The organism is Vibrio vulnificus NBRC 15645 = ATCC 27562 (assembly GCF_002224265.1).
Taxonomy (GTDB): Bacteria; Pseudomonadota; Gammaproteobacteria; order Enterobacterales; family Vibrionaceae; genus Vibrio; species Vibrio vulnificus.
The window spans coordinates 1,412,024-1,427,736 of sequence record NZ_CP012881.1; the positions used below are offsets into that span (position 1 = coordinate 1,412,024).

General features: G+C 48.7%; 15 protein-coding genes. 9 read left to right on the forward strand and 6 right to left on the reverse strand.

Features of this window, described 5'->3' with window-relative positions; genetic code table 11:
- Positions 1-6: 6 nt before the first annotated feature.
- Entirely contained in the window at positions 7-1,503 is a 1,497-nt protein-coding gene (gene gppA, locus AOT11_RS06515) for a guanosine-5'-triphosphate,3'-diphosphate diphosphatase (protein WP_017420164.1), read from the forward strand.
- Between the two features lie 67 nt (positions 1,504-1,570).
- Here the strand turns inward: gppA and AOT11_RS06520 are convergent, their stop codons facing one another.
- From AOT11_RS06520 to recQ, 3 genes are all read right to left on the reverse strand, one after another.
- Entirely contained in the window at positions 1,571-2,242 is a 672-nt protein-coding gene (locus tag AOT11_RS06520) for a 7-cyano-7-deazaguanine/7-aminomethyl-7-deazaguanine transporter (RefSeq protein WP_017420163.1), read from the reverse strand.
- 277 nt (positions 2,243-2,519) lie between these two features.
- Entirely contained in the window at positions 2,520-2,834 is a 315-nt protein-coding gene (locus AOT11_RS06525) for a DUF3630 family protein (protein WP_017420162.1), read from the reverse strand.
- Positions 2,827-4,662: an ATP-dependent DNA helicase RecQ gene (gene recQ, locus AOT11_RS06530; RefSeq protein ID WP_017420161.1), complete on the reverse strand. Its 1,836-nt coding sequence runs from the start codon at positions 4,660-4,662 to the stop codon at positions 2,827-2,829. The genes AOT11_RS06525 and recQ overlap by 8 nt, the downstream gene beginning before the upstream one ends.
- A gap of 181 nt (positions 4,663-4,843) precedes the next feature.
- Here recQ and rarD point away from each other — a divergent pair, with 181 nt between their 5' ends.
- The 3 genes from rarD (at position 4,844) to AOT11_RS06545 (ending at position 7,389) form a co-directional block, all read left to right on the forward strand.
- Positions 4,844-5,758, forward strand: a complete 915-nt coding sequence (rarD, locus tag AOT11_RS06535) for an EamA family transporter RarD (RefSeq protein ID WP_017420160.1) — start codon at positions 4,844-4,846, stop codon at positions 5,756-5,758.
- Between the two features lie 74 nt (positions 5,759-5,832).
- Positions 5,833-6,630, forward strand: coding sequence for an AraC family transcriptional regulator (locus AOT11_RS06540; RefSeq protein ID WP_172840598.1), 798 nt, complete (start codon positions 5,833-5,835; stop codon positions 6,628-6,630).
- A gap of 87 nt (positions 6,631-6,717) precedes the next feature.
- Positions 6,718-7,389: a LysE family translocator gene (locus AOT11_RS06545; protein ID WP_017420158.1), complete on the forward strand. Its 672-nt coding sequence runs from the start codon at positions 6,718-6,720 to the stop codon at positions 7,387-7,389.
- A gap of 691 nt (positions 7,390-8,080) precedes the next feature.
- On the opposite strand, the gene uvrD is transcribed toward AOT11_RS06545, so the two are convergent.
- Positions 8,081-10,255: a DNA helicase II gene (gene uvrD / locus AOT11_RS06550; RefSeq protein ID WP_017420157.1), complete on the reverse strand. Its 2,175-nt coding sequence runs from the start codon at positions 10,253-10,255 to the stop codon at positions 8,081-8,083.
- A gap of 264 nt (positions 10,256-10,519) precedes the next feature.
- On the opposite strand from uvrD, the gene AOT11_RS06555 reads away from it, so the two are divergent.
- The 4 genes from AOT11_RS06555 to AOT11_RS06570 all read left to right on the forward strand — a co-directional run bounded on the left by AOT11_RS06555 (position 10,520) and on the right by AOT11_RS06570 (position 12,997).
- Positions 10,520-10,780 (forward strand): BufA1 family periplasmic bufferin-type metallophore, encoded by a 261-nt coding sequence (locus AOT11_RS06555; RefSeq protein ID WP_011078997.1) that lies wholly within the window; start codon positions 10,520-10,522, stop codon positions 10,778-10,780.
- A gap of 117 nt (positions 10,781-10,897) precedes the next feature.
- The gene (gene bufB / locus AOT11_RS06560; RefSeq protein WP_017420156.1) at positions 10,898-11,773 is read left to right on the forward strand and encodes an MNIO family bufferin maturase; all 876 of its coding nucleotides are present in this window, start codon (positions 10,898-10,900) and stop codon (positions 11,771-11,773) included.
- An 11-nt stretch (positions 11,774-11,784) separates the two neighbouring features.
- The gene (locus AOT11_RS06565; protein ID WP_017420155.1) at positions 11,785-12,558 is read left to right on the forward strand and encodes an HvfC/BufC N-terminal domain-containing protein; all 774 of its coding nucleotides are present in this window, start codon (positions 11,785-11,787) and stop codon (positions 12,556-12,558) included.
- Positions 12,551-12,997, forward strand: coding sequence for a DoxX family protein (locus tag AOT11_RS06570; RefSeq protein ID WP_017420154.1), 447 nt, complete (start codon positions 12,551-12,553; stop codon positions 12,995-12,997). The genes AOT11_RS06565 and AOT11_RS06570 overlap by 8 nt, the downstream gene beginning before the upstream one ends.
- A 36-nt stretch (positions 12,998-13,033) precedes the next feature.
- Here AOT11_RS06570 and tsrA read toward each other — a convergent pair whose 3' ends face one another.
- Positions 13,034-13,318, reverse strand: coding sequence for an H-NS-like global regulator TsrA (tsrA, locus tag AOT11_RS06575; RefSeq protein ID WP_017420153.1), 285 nt, complete (start codon positions 13,316-13,318; stop codon positions 13,034-13,036).
- 94 nt (positions 13,319-13,412) lie between these two features.
- Positions 13,413-14,573 (reverse strand): multidrug effflux MFS transporter, encoded by a 1,161-nt coding sequence (locus AOT11_RS06580; protein ID WP_049798918.1) that lies wholly within the window; start codon positions 14,571-14,573, stop codon positions 13,413-13,415.
- A 139-nt stretch (positions 14,574-14,712) separates the two neighbouring features.
- On the opposite strand from AOT11_RS06580, the gene AOT11_RS06585 reads away from it, so the two are divergent.
- The gene (locus tag AOT11_RS06585; protein ID WP_026060767.1) at positions 14,713-15,654 is read left to right on the forward strand and encodes a LysR family transcriptional regulator; all 942 of its coding nucleotides are present in this window, start codon (positions 14,713-14,715) and stop codon (positions 15,652-15,654) included.
- Positions 15,655-15,713: the final 59 nt, after the last annotated feature.

Consider the following 15,713-nt stretch of genomic DNA (forward strand, 5'->3'; position numbering starts at 1 on the left):
CCGTTTATGAGCCAGGCAGGATCTTCTCCACTTTATGCAGCCATCGATCTCGGGTCGAATAGTTTTCACATGCTCGTAGTGCGTCATATCGATGGCAGCGTTCAAACTATGGCTAAAATCAAGCGCAAAGTACGTCTTGCTGCTGGGCTAGACGAGAACAACGCGTTAAGTAAAGAAGCGATGCAACGAGGATGGGATTGCCTGAGCTTGTTTGCCGAACGGTTACAAGACATTCCAGCCGACAATATTCGTATTGTCGGCACTGCCACCCTGCGCACCGCCACCAACGTCGAGTTGTTTCTGCAAAAGGCCAATCAAATCCTTGGGCACCCGATTGAAGTCATTTCGGGGGAAGAAGAAGCCGCGACGATTTACAAAGGCGTGGCACATACCTCTGGGGGAAGTGGCCGACGCTTAGTGGTGGATATTGGTGGCGCGAGCACCGAGCTGATCATCGGTGAAGGTTTTGATGCCAAAGCATTAACCAGCTTAAAAATGGGCTGTGTTACTTGGTTAGAGAACTTCTTTAAAGATCGTCAATTAAGCGCACGAAATTTTGAAGCGGCAATTGAAGGGGCTAAACAAACACTCTTACCTATTCTCGAGCAATATAAAACACTAGGTTGGGATGTTTGTGTCGGCGCTTCCGGCACGGTTCAAGCTTTGCAGGAGATCATGTTGGCTCAGGGTATGGACGAAGTCATCACTCACTCCAAACTCAAACGCTTGCAAAAACAGGCCATGCTTGCCGATCATCTTGAAGAGTTAGAAATCGAAGGCTTAACCCTCGAAAGAGCACTGGTCTTCCCTAGTGGCTTATCGATTTTGATTGCTATTTTCGAGCTACTCGACATTGAAGCCATGACGCTCGCAGGCGGGGCTCTGCGTGAAGGTTTGGCTTACGAAATGATGAGTGAGCTTCGCCAAGATGACATTCGTTCTCGTACCATTTGCAGTGTGCAGCATCGCTATCAGTTAGATGCACAATATGGACAGCAAGTTGCTGACCTTGCTTGCAAATTACTTCAACAAGTGGGTAACGAAGAATGGATTGTCGAACCTCAAGGTGCAATGTTGCTCGATAGCATTGCTAAACTGCACGAAATTGGATTGACCATCGACTACAAAAAAGGTGGTGAGCACAGCGCATATCTGATCCATCACATGGATTTACCAGGGTTCACGCGCGCACAGAAATTTTTGATGGCGGAACTCGCTCGCCGCTATCGGGAAGGTCTAACGTCTTTGCCCGAGCAACACGCACTGTCTGGCAATAGTGGCAAACGCCTACTTCGCCTATTGAGGTTGGCTGTGCTGCTGACACATCGTCGTAATGCCGCCCTAGAGCCCAAAGTTCAACTTGTTGCCGAGGGTGACAAGCTCACACTCTCACTAGACGCGACATGGTTACAGAACAACCCCCTAACCTCTGCAGAACTGGAACTTGAGGCAAATCGTCAAACCGATATTGGTTGGCCTCTAGTGATTGAAAGTCGCGAGTAGCGCATCTTGCTCAATAAAAAAAGCCCGAGTGAATCAACACTCGGGCTTTTTTCTCATCATCTAACGTTTAACGTGGTGCTTGTGCCATAGCAAACTGAGGGTTCACCGCAGTAAGCTTCTTGATTAAGTAGTTCAGTAAAACACCGTACATCGGCACAAACAGACCCAAACTGATCACCAGTTTAAAGCCATAATCCACCAGCGCAATTTCCGTCCAGTGCTCCGCCATAAATGCGTCTGGGCTTTGATAAAACGCGATGGCAAAAAACGCCAGCGTATCCAACGCATTACCAAATAGCGTTGAGCACGTCGGCGCTACCCACCACTGTTTCATCTGGCGTAGACGATTGAAGACGTGCACATCGAGGATTTGCCCTAACAAATACGCCATAAAGCTGGCGATCGCGATGCGTGCAACAAACAAGTTGAACTCACCCAGATGAGCAAAACCTTGGAACTGCCCTTCAAAGAACAATACCGATAACGCGTAAGAGACAACCAACGCCGGCATCATCACTAAGAAGATGATTTTACGTGCCAACTTGGCACCAAAAATGCGGACGGTGAGATCGGTCGCGAGAAAGATAAATGGAAACGTGAAAGCGCCCCAAGTGGTATGGAAACCAAAAATGGTAAACGGGAGCTGAACAAGGTAATTGCTCGAAGCGATGATGACCAGATGGAATAAGGCCAAATAGATAAGGGCGTTGCGCTGCTGCGCAGGGGTAAAGTTACTCATGCGATACCTTTTTAGTTTGGTTTGGGGGCGAGGGAACCCAAATCGAGTCTTCTCCAATAGGAAAAACACTCTTACCAACAATGTAAAATGAAAATGTTTCCGTTCATCGTTTTGCCGATGAAGCGGCGGGCGATTATACATTAATCAATATCGAGTACAAGCAGTGAGCGGCACGCAAACGATTGAGCAGAATTGCTCCGCTAAAAGAGCAAAAGCGCCTTGATAAAAAAGGGATGTTTCATGTGAAACATCCCTTTAAAAATGAAAGACTTCGTGCCTAAAAACCTTTGGCAAAAAGTTGGGCTAAGTAGTCCATTACCTCTCGGCTGTCATCAACGGTTAACGACTCAAACCACACCGCCTCACTGTAATGTTCCGCTTTCAGAAACAGATGTGTCTCTTCAAAATCGACCAACCAGCTGTGCACGTCGCCATCCCACTGTTTTTCGACCACTTGAGCAGACAACAACTTGAGAAGCCGCTCAGCCAACGCGGGAAAGGTATCAAGATTAAAGCGTGGCGTGCGAATCAACAGTCGACCTTCTTGCGCCATGTATTCCGTTAAACCAAATTCCTTTTGTTTCTCATCCATAGTGAGTAATGTGCTCCTGAATCAAATCTAAAAACGGATCCGCGTATTTTTCTAGTTTGCGCTGCCCCACACCACTCACCGCGAGCATTTCACCATATGAGGTCGGCAATATTTCGGCCATATCAATCAGCGTCGCATCACTGAACACCACATACGGTGGGATCTCTTCCTCATCGGCAATCGATTTGCGCAGCTTACGTAATTTGGCGAACAACTTTTTGTCGTAATGCTTGTTGGAAAGTTTGTCGGCTTTGGCACTGCGCGCGGCAGTATCTAAACGCGGCACCGCCAGCTCCAACGTCATATCACCACGCAGCAATGGCCTTGCTTCTTCGGTTAACTGCAAGGTCGAGTTACGGGTGATGTTTTGAAACAGCAGCCCTTTATGGATCAGTTGGCGGAAAATACTCACCCAATAGTCATGGCTGTGATCGCGCCCTAAACCGTAAGTGGAAATTTTATCGTGGCCGTGCTCACGGATACGGATGTTTTGCATCCCGCGCAGCACTTCCACCACGTAGCCCATACCAAAGCTTTGATTCACGCGATAAACGCACGACAACGCTTTGCGCGCTTCTTCCGTCGCATCAAAATGTTTCGGCGGATCTAAGCAAATATCGCAATTGCCGCAAGGCTTCTCACGGTATTCACCGAAATAGTTTAGCAACACTTGGCGGCGACAAGTTTGCGCTTCGGCAAACGCACTCATGGCATTGAGCTTATGGCTTTCCACTTGCTTTTGCGGGCCGTCATCTTTCTCATCCAACATGCGGCGCAACCAAGTGATGTCTGCGGGGTCGTAGAGCATCATCGCTTCGGCGGGCAGGCCATCACGCCCTGCTCTGCCTGTTTCTTGGTAGTACGATTCGATATTGCGTGGAATATCGAAATGCACCACAAAGCGCACATTGGGTTTGTTGATCCCCATACCAAAGGCCACTGTCGCCACGACGATTTGGATGTCATCTCGTTGAAACGCTTCCTGTACATACGCGCGCTCATCCGCGTCCATACCGGCGTGATAACCCGCCGCTCGAATATGGTTGTTGCACAGCTTCTCGGTCAGCATTTCAACTTTTTTACGACTGCCACAGTAAATAATGCCGCAATTGCCTTTTTGGCTTTCCAAATAGCGAATCACTTGAGAGACCGGCTTGTGCTTCTCCACTAGGTCATAGCGAATATTAGGGCGATCAAAACTGCCGAGATACACGTGAGGTTCATTAAGATGCAAGCGACTTAAAATGTCTTTGCGCGTCGCATCGTCTGCGGTGGCCGTCAGCGCCATAAACGGCACGTGAGGGAAATGATGCTTCAATTGCCCTAACGCGGCGTATTCGGGGCGGAAATCGTGTCCCCATTGCGAAATACAGTGCGCTTCGTCGACAGCAATCATCGCCAAGGGCAGATTTTCCAGCCGTTCAATAAAATCGCGCATCAACACCCGCTCAGGCGAAACGTACACCAATTTGAGCTGTCCCGCGTGCATGCGATTGTAGACACTGAGCAGAGCGTCACGTGATAAGGTCGAGTTGACACATTCTGCCGCGACACCATTGGCTTTAAGTTGGTCAACCTGATCTTTCATTAGTGAAATCAAAGGAGAGATCACTAAGGTAATACCCGAACGCACGAGAGCAGGAATTTGATAGCACAGCGATTTACCGCCACCGGTGGGCATGATCACTAAACTATCTTGCCCCTCAACGGCCGCCTCGATCGCCGACTGTTGCCCCTCACGGAAAGTCTGATAGCCGAACACCTGTGATAAAACGCTTTGGGGCGTCATCGAGGCATCGGAAGAGTCGGCAAGCAGCGTGGAAGTCATGAACAGTCTCAGTATTGGTCTTGATGATGATCTCGAAAGCACTCAATATTGCGAAATGCCCAAGATAATGAGGGCACATTGTAATGGCGTTTGATGGTGAATTAAACCGCAAAATACTAGGTGATTCCGGACCTCACTCTTATACTGACCCATCCATGATTACTAAGTTGGCTATCGTTCAATGACCGCAGAAGAACAACAAAAAGCACGCCAAGGGGTGTTACTCGCCTTAGGTGCTTACACCATGTGGGGCATCGCACCCATCTATTTTAAGTCACTCGCGGCGGTCTCTCCGCTCGAGATACTCAGCCATCGCGTGGTGTGGTCTTTTTTCCTACTCGCCGCCCTGCTCCATTTTGGCCGTCATTGGCGCACCGTGCGCGATGTTTTAACCAGCAAAAGTAAAATGCTTTATCTGGTCACCACCGCCATTTTAGTCGGAGCCAACTGGCTGATTTTTATTTGGGCGGTCAATGCTAACCATATGCTCGATGCCAGTCTTGGCTATTACATCAATCCACTGATCAATGTGTTACTCGGCATGCTGTTTCTTGGCGAGCGATTACGTAAGTTGCAGTGGTTTGCGGTCACCTTAGCGACTTGTGGCGTGCTGGTGCAGCTTGTCGTCTTTGGTTCGGTGCCGATCGTCGCAATTGCCCTCGCCTTTAGTTTTGGCTTCTACGGCTTGCTGCGCAAAAAAGTCAGCGTCGATGCTCAAACCGGGTTGTTCATTGAAACCTTAGTGATGCTGCCAGCCGCGGCCATCTACCTTCTTTTTATTGCCTCGACCCCGACATCTAACATGCAGGCCAACCCTGCCCATTTGAATGCCTTGTTGGTCGCAGCTGGTGTGGTCACCACCTTACCACTGTTGTGTTTTACTGGTGCTGCCACGCGCCTCAAGCTTTCCACGCTGGGCTTCTTCCAATACATAGGCCCAAGTTTGATGTTTTTGCTCGCAGTGTTGATCTACGGAGAAGCCTTTACCAGTGACAAAGCCATCACCTTTGCTTTTATTTGGGGTGCACTTGTCCTGTTCAGTTTTGATGGTTTGCGATACAGCCGTAAGAATCGCCGAACACGACAAACGAACTGATCGTTTTTTACAAGACAAACCTAGTTGAGCTCGCTAAGCTTGGTCACAAACTGACCAAGCTTTTTTTGTACTCTATGGAGCAGATCCACTACATCCCAACACAAGATGACAAACTCAGCCTGATTGATGCGAAGTATCAGAAGTTTGCCTTTTCACGGCACTATCATCTGGATTTCCACATCGGGCTGATTACTCATGGCGAGCAGCAGTTCCATTCGCAGGGTTGTCATCATCACGTCGGTCATGGGCAGATTGTCATCATGCCCCCTGACGAACTGCACGATGGCCACTCCAAACAACAAGAAGGCTATCAAGTGAATGTGTTTGCGATCGAACCTCATCTGTTAAGCGATCTCGCCGATCTTAAACGAAGCGGTCAAATTATCAGCTTTAATCAGTTGATCATCTCCGATCCTGTGGTTTTTTCACAACTTCGTAACCTGCACGCTTGGTTACGCAGCAAAAACATCAGCCAACTCACCCAAGATTGTTTGCCATTTGAAGGCTTTAGCACCCTTTTTGATCGCTATGGATCCACTTGCCGCCAAAAAGCCGTACCACTGGGCCAGCAATCGTTGGCAACACTCAAAGAGTTTCTACTGGCAAATCTCGATCAACCTGTGCGTTTGGAAACATTGGCACAGCTCTGCCAACTTTCCCCCACTCAATTTCAGCGCCAGTTCAAAGCGAGAATGGACATGACACCCTATGCGTGGCTGAGTCGCTTGCGCCTAGAGCAAGCGATGAAACTGCTGCAGGCTGGACAAACGGGGACAGAGGTAGCCCACCAAATTGGTTACTATGACCAAGCGCATTTCAGCAAAGCTTTCAAACAGACCTACGGTATTACGCCATCGCAAATCGTACGTTAGTGCTCCTCGTGTCAGTTTTTTACAAGCGCAACGTCACGTAACCCGAGACAATCAACACTCGATTTTGATGATGCACGAGAAACACTCATGAACGAACTGACGATTTTACTCACGCTGGCAAGTGTCCACTTTATTGCTTTGATGAGTCCTGGCCCCGATGTGGCACTGGTCGTGCAAAACGCGAGCCGCTATGGCCGCCAAACGGGCCTTTTTATTGCCCTCGGTTTGTCTGTCGGCATTTTGCTGCATTCTCTATTAAGCCTGACGGGCGTGAGTTACTTGGTCCACCAGCAACCTATGCTGTATGCCTTGTTGCAACTGCTGGGGGGCAGCTATTTACTCTATTTAGGCATTGGTGCGTTGCATTCCGTATTACGTCATTGGCGTCAGCCATCGGCGAATCCCCCCACCAGCCAACGGCAGTGGGCGCTGAACAATAAACGCCAAGCGTTTCTCAAAGGCTTTGCCACCAATATTCTGAATCCCAAGGCGTTAGTATTTTTTGTTAGCCTATTATCGAGCTTAATTCCGACAAGCATGTCGCTCTCAGGAAAGGCCACAGCCGTGATGATTTTATTTATGTTGTCATTTCTTTGGTTTGCCAGCTTAGCGTGGGCGCTCTCAGGTAACCGAATGCAACAGTATTTACACAAAGCGAGCATCTATATTGATGGAGTTTGCGGCGTTTTATTCTGCTTAATCGGCGCAGGTATCCTCTACAACACGGTGATTCATCAAGTCATCAGCCAAGTTGCATAGTCTTTTGCTCGTCACCGTGTAAGAGATCTCTCACAAACAAGTAAGCCAATGTCGTTTCTTACGTAAGAAACTGGAGAGAAAATAGTTATAACTATATGATTTAATTGAACTAGATTGCTTTTTATCCAGGTTGCGCATGCAGAAATGTGCGCTGGATCCGTTGTTGGTGCTGGGGAAAAAGTTACTATGAACACGTCGGAAGGATGCTGACACGGAACAGGAAATGACTACGGATTAGGTCATCTTCAGGAAGAAGATACGGTTATTCAGGATGAATAGTCGGCATGGAAAGCAAATTGGACATTGAACGGACGCAATAGTAACTAGGATGGTTGCTACTAAGGAAGGCAATGGACACCTCTGGATGAGGCAAGGACTGAACATCAGGAAGATGTAAGGGACACCGCTCAGGGAACAAGTGATGTGAGCCAACGAGGACTGTTGGTAGACTAGGAAAGTCAAGGACACCGCTAGGAAGGCGATGCAAGGATTAAGCTGACGGATTCAGCATACTATCAAGGATTTGATGCAGGGAGCACTTTAGTAGCTGGATTGCTGCAAGTAAGACCATAACCCCGATGGGCGAAAGCCCTCGGGGTTTTTCTTTTTTTGCTATTTGTCTTCACCCACACCAACATAAAAAACGGCGCCTTCAGCGCCGTCTGCAAATCGAGGATTTATCAATAAGCCATCACAGCTTTTCCAACCTCGCGTAAGCGGTCACTAGCCACTTGATTCCTTCCCCATTGAAGGCAACTTGAACTCGGCTCTGTGGACCACTGCCTTCGAAGTTGATGATTGTCCCTTCACCAAATTTAGGATGGCGAACACGTGAACCCAATGAAAAGCCAGTTTCGTTGAAACTTTCCTTCACAACGGTTTGGCTAAAGCGTCCACTGCTGGCTGGGCGACTCACTTGCGCTTTCATGCGCACTTCATCCAAACACTTTTCTGGTAGCTCACGAATAAAACGCGATGGTTTATGGTATTTGTCTTGCCCGTACAAACGACGCATTTCGGCATACGTGATGTAAAGCTTTTGCATCGCTCGTGTCATGCCTACGTAGCACAAACGGCGCTCCTCTTCTAAACGACCCGCTTCTTCGGCAGACATCTGGCTCGGGAACATGCCTTCTTCAACCCCAACCATAAAGACCAATGGGAACTCCAATCCTTTAGCGCTGTGTAACGTCATCAGCTGTACTGCATCTTCGAAGTCATCCGCTTGACCCTCACCCGCTTCAAGAGCGGCATGGGTTAAGAAGGCGGTAAGCAACGTCATCTCTTCCGCTTCTTCCGGTTTTTCAAACTGGCGCGTAGCGGTCACCAATTCTTCCAAGTTCTCGATACGTGCTTTTGATTTTTCGCCTTTCTCTTGCTCGTACATGGCATACAAGCCGGAAGATTTGATCACATGATCTGTCTGTACATGGAGTGGCATTTCAAAGCTGTCATCTTCCAGCGCATTGATCAATTCGATGAAACGGCTTAGCGCACCAGCCGCGCGCCCCGTTAACACTTTTTCCTCGATGAGTGCGATACTCGCTTCCCACAGTGTGCAGCCACGATCGCGCGCCGCAAAGCGCACCGTTTCCAGCGTTTTGTCACCTAGGCCACGTGTTGGTGTGTTCACCACACGCTCAAAAGCAGCATCATCATTGCGATTGGCCATCAAACGTAGGTAGCTGAGCGCATCTTTGATCTCTTGGCGCTCGAAGAATCGCATCCCACCGTAAATGCGATAAGGCAAACCCGCTTGAATCAACGCCTCTTCCAGCACACGCGACTGGGCGTTATTGCGATAAAGCATCGCCGCATCGTTTAACACGCCGCCTTTGTCTTGCCACTCCTTGATTTTGTTCACCGCAAAACGCGCTTCATCCAATTCGTTGTAAGCGGAGTAAATCGAGATCGGTTCACCTTCGATGCCATCCGTCCACAGCTCTTTGCCCATACGCTCGGTGTTGTTGGCAATCAACGCGTTTGAAGCTTCAAGGATGGTTTTGGTCGAACGGTAGTTTTGCTCAAGGCGAATGGTGTTAACGCTCGGAAACTCAAGGGTGAACTTTTCGATGTTTTCCACTTTCGCGCCACGCCAACCGTAAATCGACTGGTCATCGTCACCGACGATCATCACATGACACTCAGGCCCCGCCATCATACGCAGCCAAGCGTATTGAATGTTGTTGGTGTCTTGGAACTCGTCGACCAAGATGTGTTTAAAACGTGCTTGATAGTGTTCGCGGATGAATTTGTTTTCACGCAGTAGCTCATGCGCACGCAACAAGATTTCCGCAAAGTCGACCAAGCCTGCACGATCACACGCTTCTTGATAGGCGGTGTACAACTGTAGGTAGGTTTTGGTCACGGGATCGTGGTAAGCATCGATGTGCGCAGGGCGCAATCCTTCGTCTTTTTTGCCATTGATCCACCAAGCGACTTGGCGCGCTGGCCACTGTTTGTCATCCAGGTTTTGCGCTTTGATCAGTCGCTTAAGCAAACGCTGTTGATCATCACTATCAATAATTTGGAAATCTTCCGACAGCTTGGCATCAAGATAGTGCGCTCTGAGAATGCGGTGGCAAATACCGTGGAAGGTGCCATTCCACATGCCCGACGCGCTGCCCATCATCAACTCTTCGATTCGACCGCGCATCTCCGCCGCCGCCTTATTGGTAAAGGTCACGGACATAATAGAAAACGGTGAAGCCTGCTCGACTGACATTAGCCAAGCAATGCGATGCACAAGAACGCGCGTTTTACCACTGCCTGCGCCTGCCAACACCAGCAAGTTTTCCAAAGGAGCGGCCACAGCCTCACGCTGTTTGTCGTTCAAGCCATCGAGAAGAAGTGAAGGATCGATCATGATAAGAAGCTACTGGTTATTTATACAGAGACAAAGATTATAACCTAAACCGTGCTCGCTTTTCAGACTAAATTGCAATTTAAGAAAAAGGCATCAACCCATTGCAAATCATAGAGATAGTTGCAGATGCGATGAGTTTATAAAAAATAATCGCCATTTTTTGAAAGTTTTTCCCGCAACTTGCTGTCCTTTTAACCAAGCAAGTGAGTCCACTCGGACTCACGAGCTCAATAAGTAAAGGAAAATCAGTCTGAGGAAAGAACCATGAAAAAATCAAATCTTGCTGTTACTGCTGTTGTGACCGGTTTAATCGCAATGGGTGGCACCATGCTGACTGCAGCGCCTGCAATGGCGGCAGAAAAAGAGAAATGCTACGGCGTGGCCAAAGCGGGCAAAAATGACTGCGCCACCAAAACCAGCTCTTGCGCTGGTACGGCAAAAGAAGACAACCAAAAAGACGCTTTCGTGGTTGTTCCTAAAGGCTTATGCGGCAAATTGGCCGGTGGTAACACACAATCTTCTTAAACCCCTTATTGAGGTGAACACCACCGCAAAACAGAAGGAGCACAGAGGCTCAACCGTGCTCCTCCTTTCTCACCTCATGTCACACCATCCGCAAATTTTGCCGCAGGGAGTCTAACGATGTCGAATGCAGAGTTTCATCACCATATTGGTGTTGGGCTTAGACTGCCCCATCATGATCATTTTCATCATCATCGACCAGCGTTGTCTTGGTTGGAGATCCACAGCGAAAATTACTTCCAACCCAATTCTTTCCATCGCCATCAACTCAACCAAATGGCGGAGCATTACCAAATAAGTTGCCACGGGATTGGTTTGTCACTCGGCTCTGTGGCTGGGGTTAACCCACAACATTTATTACGATTAAAACAGTTGGTTGATGACTTACAGCCGTTTTTGGTTTCGGATCATCTCAGCTGGAGTGAAAACGGGGGCCACTACTTTAATGATTTGCTGCCTTTGCCCTACACAGAGGAAGCCCTCGAGGTTTTTTGCCGTAACGTACTGCATGTGCAAGACGCACTAAAACGGCCAATCTTGATTGAAAACCCTTCCAGCTATCTCAAGTATCAACATTCCACCATCAGTGAATGGCAGTTTTTGACCGAGGTACAGCGTCGTACCAATTGCCGCTTATTGCTCGATCTGAACAATGTCTATGTTTCTGCGTTTAACCATGGTTTCGATTGCCAAACCTACCTTGAGGCGATTCCGGCAGCTTGCGTTGACGAAATTCACCTGGCCGGTTTCACCATTAAACCATTAGAGCAAGGCGAGATCTGGATTGACACCCATAGTCAACCGGTGTCTGCCGAAGTTTGGCAACTGTATCAGCAGTGGATTGCCCAGCACGGCAGCCGACACACCTTGATTGAGTGGGATTTGGATTTGCCCCCCGTCGATGTGCTGCTCAACGAAGCAAAAAAAGCCGACACTCTGTTGCGAGCGTCTCTGCTTAATACCAGCCCAATGCCCCCTTCATTGGCATTGGGTTAACAGGAGGCCAAATGCAACTCGCCGAATTTCAACACCAGTTTCGCCAAGCACTGCATTATCAAGCCAGTGGTGAATCCTGCGGCATTGTCAGTGACCAGTTCAGTGCCGAGCAGCGAATACAAATTTACCGCAATAACTTTGTCATGAGCCTGAATGAAGTGTTAGCACTTACTTACCCCAAGACCTTAGCGTTGTTGGGTGAAGAATGCTTCGAGCAAATGGCACGCCAACACATACTCTCAGTGCCATTACACACTGGGGATGTGTCGCAATACGGGCGTGGATTTACCAAGACGTTAGAGCGTTTTCCCAACGTGAGCCAAGCGGTACCCTACTGTGTTGAGTTTGCGCGCTTGGAAGATCAGCTCGATGAAAGCCAACAGCAACAAAATGAGTTCCAGATGCCGGGATACTGGCAATCCCTAGAGCAACTTTCGCTACTCGAGCCAGCACAGCATCAGGCATTGGTACTGCACCTTTTTCCCGGTTGCACGACTTTTCGTTCCCACTACGCCGTTTTCTCACTCTTTACGGCGATTGAAACACAGCAATTTGATCAACTTGAGATTACGCAAAGCGAGCAAGGAATACTGCTCTGCCATCAAGCAACACCGCCACGCTGCATAGCGATGACGCCTGCGCAATACGAGTTGGTTTGTTTGCTTGAACACCCACTTCCCCTCGCACAAATACCCACACCTTTGCTTGCTGAACTGGCTTTTCTGTTCGAACTGGGTATTTTCGCGGGTTTTTCTCTCGCACCACAAGGAGGCTCCGATGCGTGAATGGCTGAATCGTTATGACACGACCGTTACCCACTTACAATCTTGGGCGGTGCCTGGGGTATTACTATTTTGTCGCCTTTGGGTGGCGTGGGTGTTCTTCAATGCCGGATTAAGCAAAATAGCCTCATGGGATAGCACCCTCTATCTGTTCGAGTTTGAATATCAGGTCCCTATTTTACCCTGGGAGTTTACCGCTTATCTCGCCACAGCGGCCGAGCTCAGCTTGCCGCTCTTACTCGCCCTCGGCGTATTCACCCGCATCACCAGCCTAGTGTTATTTGCCTTTAACGCGATGGCCGTGATCTCCTACCCGCTTTTGTGGGAGAGAGGCTTTTACGATCATCAACTATGGGGGCTGATGCTGCTGATGACGTTTCTTTGGGGCGCGGGGCGAATTTCGCTCGATCACTGCTTTCGCCAAGAAATAGAGAAACGCTAGAAAGAAAAATCCCCGCTTAAATTGGCGGGGATTTTTTTATTTGTTCTGTAGATAAGCAAGCAGCTCGTCAGCGGAAATACCTTGCTGGGCAAGTTCTTTCGCCATGGATTCAACCTGCTCTCCTTTACGCGAATTGATAACCTGCTGAAACTGATAAACAATATCTCGGAGAACATGCAGCGGCACTTGTTTGGCAGCACTACGGATTCGCTCTTCGCTTTGATTGCCCAACTCAACGAGCAATTTGCCAAACATAATTTTCTCTGGCGACTCTTCCATCTGTTCAAGAATTCGAGCCATTTCATAAGTGGTTAACGACATTACCTATCAATTCCGTTAAGTGTCGAATGGTGGAGTGAGCGACAAATATACACGGCTTCGCCATACAGTAAAACTCTAAATTCGCTCTTCAACCCTAGGCAACAGCACTGCTGGTATGCCACTGGCGACCCATTTTCGAAAAGAGGATACCTAACGCAGGGATTAGCAACCACATCTGAATCGCTATCATCAGTTGAGGCTCCAACGCAAAACGCTGCATGGTGCCAACCAACAGACCTGCACCACTCATTTGGAATAAGCCCAGCAATGCGGCGGCCGTACCCGCTTTATCACCAAACGGCTCTAGCGCTTTACCTGCAGCGGCACCGAGAATCCAAGCAAAACCGACTGATGACAGGAAGATAGGCAACATAAAGGCAAATGGCGTCGCGGTTTCTGCCATCACCAGCATCACAACGCCAGCGATCGCCAGAGTCACCACGCCCACAACCAGTGTATTGTGTGTGCCCCATTTATCCATGAACTTAGGTGCCAGCATACACGCTGCAATGTTGATCACCGCGTTGATACCAAACCAGAAAGTGAATTGGTTCATGGTTAGGCCAAGCCCTTCCATCAACACCACTGGTGCTGAGGTTACGTAAGCGAGGATCACCGCCATCGCCAGCAAACACAGCGTGGCATGGAAAACAAAAGAAGGGGTACTCAACACGGCCCAGTAGCGGCTGAGTTTAAACACCGCTTGTTTTTCCGTCGCTGGGTTGGTCTCGCGCATGTTAAACAGCATCAGCGTGCCAATGACAACGGCAAAACCCGCCATAAAACTGAAGTTAGCGCGCCAGCCAAACTGCTGGGTTAGCCAGCTACCAAGAATGGGGGCAAGCGCAGGAATGAAACAAATGGCCCCGTTGAGATAGCTGATCATTTTGCCACTCTTCTCTGGGCCGAAAATATCGCGAACTGTCGCAAAGGCTGCTACCGATGTCGCACACGCACCTAAGCCTTGTAGCAGACGGGATACCAACAACCATTCAATATTCTGCGCGCTCCACGCCAATAAAGCGCTCAGTGCATAGATGGTGATACCACCCAATGCAACAGTTCGACGTCCGAGTTTATCTGCTAACGGGCCAGCAAACAGTTGGCCGACGCCCATGGCAAATAGGAACCAAGTAATCGTGTCTTGTGCCAATGCGTGTTCAACCGAAAAGGTATTGGAAATAAGTGGCAACGCGGGAAGATAAATATCAATGGCCAACGGGCTGAACAACACAAGCAAGGTTAACAACGCCATTTGTAATTTACTGATTTGGCTCTGACCTGACACAAAACACTCCAAATTGAACAAGAACTTTGATCAGAGTTTAACCGCCTCGTGATATGAATGGAAATGATGTATACTCATCGCTGATATTCTTATTGGGAAATTCAGAATGAACATCGAAAAACTCTCCCGGTTAGACCTTAATCTTCTAGTCTGCTTGAAAGTGCTGTTCGAGGAACTCAATGTGACCCGCACTGCTCATCGACTTTGTTTAAGTCAATCAGCGGTGAGTAAAGCATTGGCAAAACTGCGTCAGCAGTTTGATGACCCCTTATTCGTTCGACATTCACACGGGCTTACTCCAACAGCGCGAGCACTGTTTCTCAAACCGAAACTGGATCTGTTGATCAACCAGTTAGAGCATCTTACCTTGCCGGAAGAGTTTCACCCTGAAAGCAGCGAATACCGCTTTCGTATTGCCGCAGTGGAAAGTGTTTATCCCCTGATCTTGCCGCACTTTCTACCATCCATTTTCCAGCAAGCGCCCAACGTCACCATCAGCACCCATTCATGGTCAGAACAGACCTTCAAGATGCTGCAGCGCGGTGAGTTGGATTTAGGTATGACAGGCAAAGACATCGACATCAACGATGCCAAGCTCACCATGTTGCCTCCGTTTGATATTTGCGAGCAGGAAATTTATCGCGACAATCAGATGTGCGTAGTGCGAAAAAATCACCCTGCGCTGCAACAACCTTGGAACTTGGAAAACTACTTATCGCTGCGCCACGTGCAAGTGCGCTGTGATGGCAATGAACGCTGGTTGTTAGATTATCGCCTCGCAGATATTGGCCGTGAGCGCGATATTGCCATCACCGTACCCGACTTCAATAGTGCCGCAAACCTCTGTTCCTACACCGACTTTGTCTTTACCGCACCAAGCCACTTTGTCTTGCTGGCTGCCAAACAACTCGACTTACAGGTACTGCCTTTGCCGATAGAATTTCCACCAATGGCATACACTCTGTTTTGGCACAAAGACAGAGAAAATGACCCAGCGTTGAGTTGGCTACGCAACATGATCACACAGAAAACCCTGCATCTTAGGTAAAAATTTCGCCAATTGATTGCGCTGTTGGGCTAAAATGAGTAGCTTAACCGCCGATAGTC

What these genes read in the sequence shown, in the direction of transcription:
- AOT11_RS06555 (WP_011078997.1), top strand. Translation starts at nt 10,520, where the DNA reads ATGAAAAAATCAAATCTTGCTGTTACTGCTGTTGTGACCGGTTTAATC.
- AOT11_RS06570 (WP_017420154.1), top strand. Translation starts at nt 12,551, where the DNA reads ATGCGTGAATGGCTGAATCGTTATGACACGACCGTTACCCACTTACAA.
- AOT11_RS06525 (WP_017420162.1), bottom strand. Translation starts at nt 2,834, where the DNA reads ATGGATGAGAAACAAAAGGAATTTGGTTTAACGGAATACATGGCGCAA.
- AOT11_RS06585 (WP_026060767.1), top strand. Translation starts at nt 14,713, where the DNA reads ATGAACATCGAAAAACTCTCCCGGTTAGACCTTAATCTTCTAGTCTGC.
- uvrD (WP_017420157.1), bottom strand. Translation starts at nt 10,255, where the DNA reads ATGATCGATCCTTCACTTCTTCTCGATGGCTTGAACGACAAACAGCGT.
- gppA (WP_017420164.1), top strand. Translation starts at nt 7, where the DNA reads ATGAGCCAGGCAGGATCTTCTCCACTTTATGCAGCCATCGATCTCGGG.
- recQ (WP_017420161.1), bottom strand. Translation starts at nt 4,662, where the DNA reads ATGACTTCCACGCTGCTTGCCGACTCTTCCGATGCCTCGATGACGCCC.
- AOT11_RS06545 (WP_017420158.1), top strand. Translation starts at nt 6,718, where the DNA reads ATGAACGAACTGACGATTTTACTCACGCTGGCAAGTGTCCACTTTATT.
- bufB (WP_017420156.1), top strand. Translation starts at nt 10,898, where the DNA reads ATGTCGAATGCAGAGTTTCATCACCATATTGGTGTTGGGCTTAGACTG.
- tsrA (WP_017420153.1), bottom strand. Translation starts at nt 13,318, where the DNA reads ATGTCGTTAACCACTTATGAAATGGCTCGAATTCTTGAACAGATGGAA.
- AOT11_RS06540 (WP_172840598.1), top strand. Translation starts at nt 5,833, where the DNA reads ATGGAGCAGATCCACTACATCCCAACACAAGATGACAAACTCAGCCTG.
- rarD (WP_017420160.1), top strand. Translation starts at nt 4,844, where the DNA reads ATGACCGCAGAAGAACAACAAAAAGCACGCCAAGGGGTGTTACTCGCC.
- AOT11_RS06565 (WP_017420155.1), top strand. Translation starts at nt 11,785, where the DNA reads ATGCAACTCGCCGAATTTCAACACCAGTTTCGCCAAGCACTGCATTAT.
- AOT11_RS06580 (WP_049798918.1), bottom strand. Translation starts at nt 14,573, where the DNA reads ATGGCGTTGTTAACCTTGCTTGTGTTGTTCAGCCCGTTGGCCATTGAT.
- AOT11_RS06520 (WP_017420163.1), bottom strand. Translation starts at nt 2,242, where the DNA reads ATGAGTAACTTTACCCCTGCGCAGCAGCGCAACGCCCTTATCTATTTG.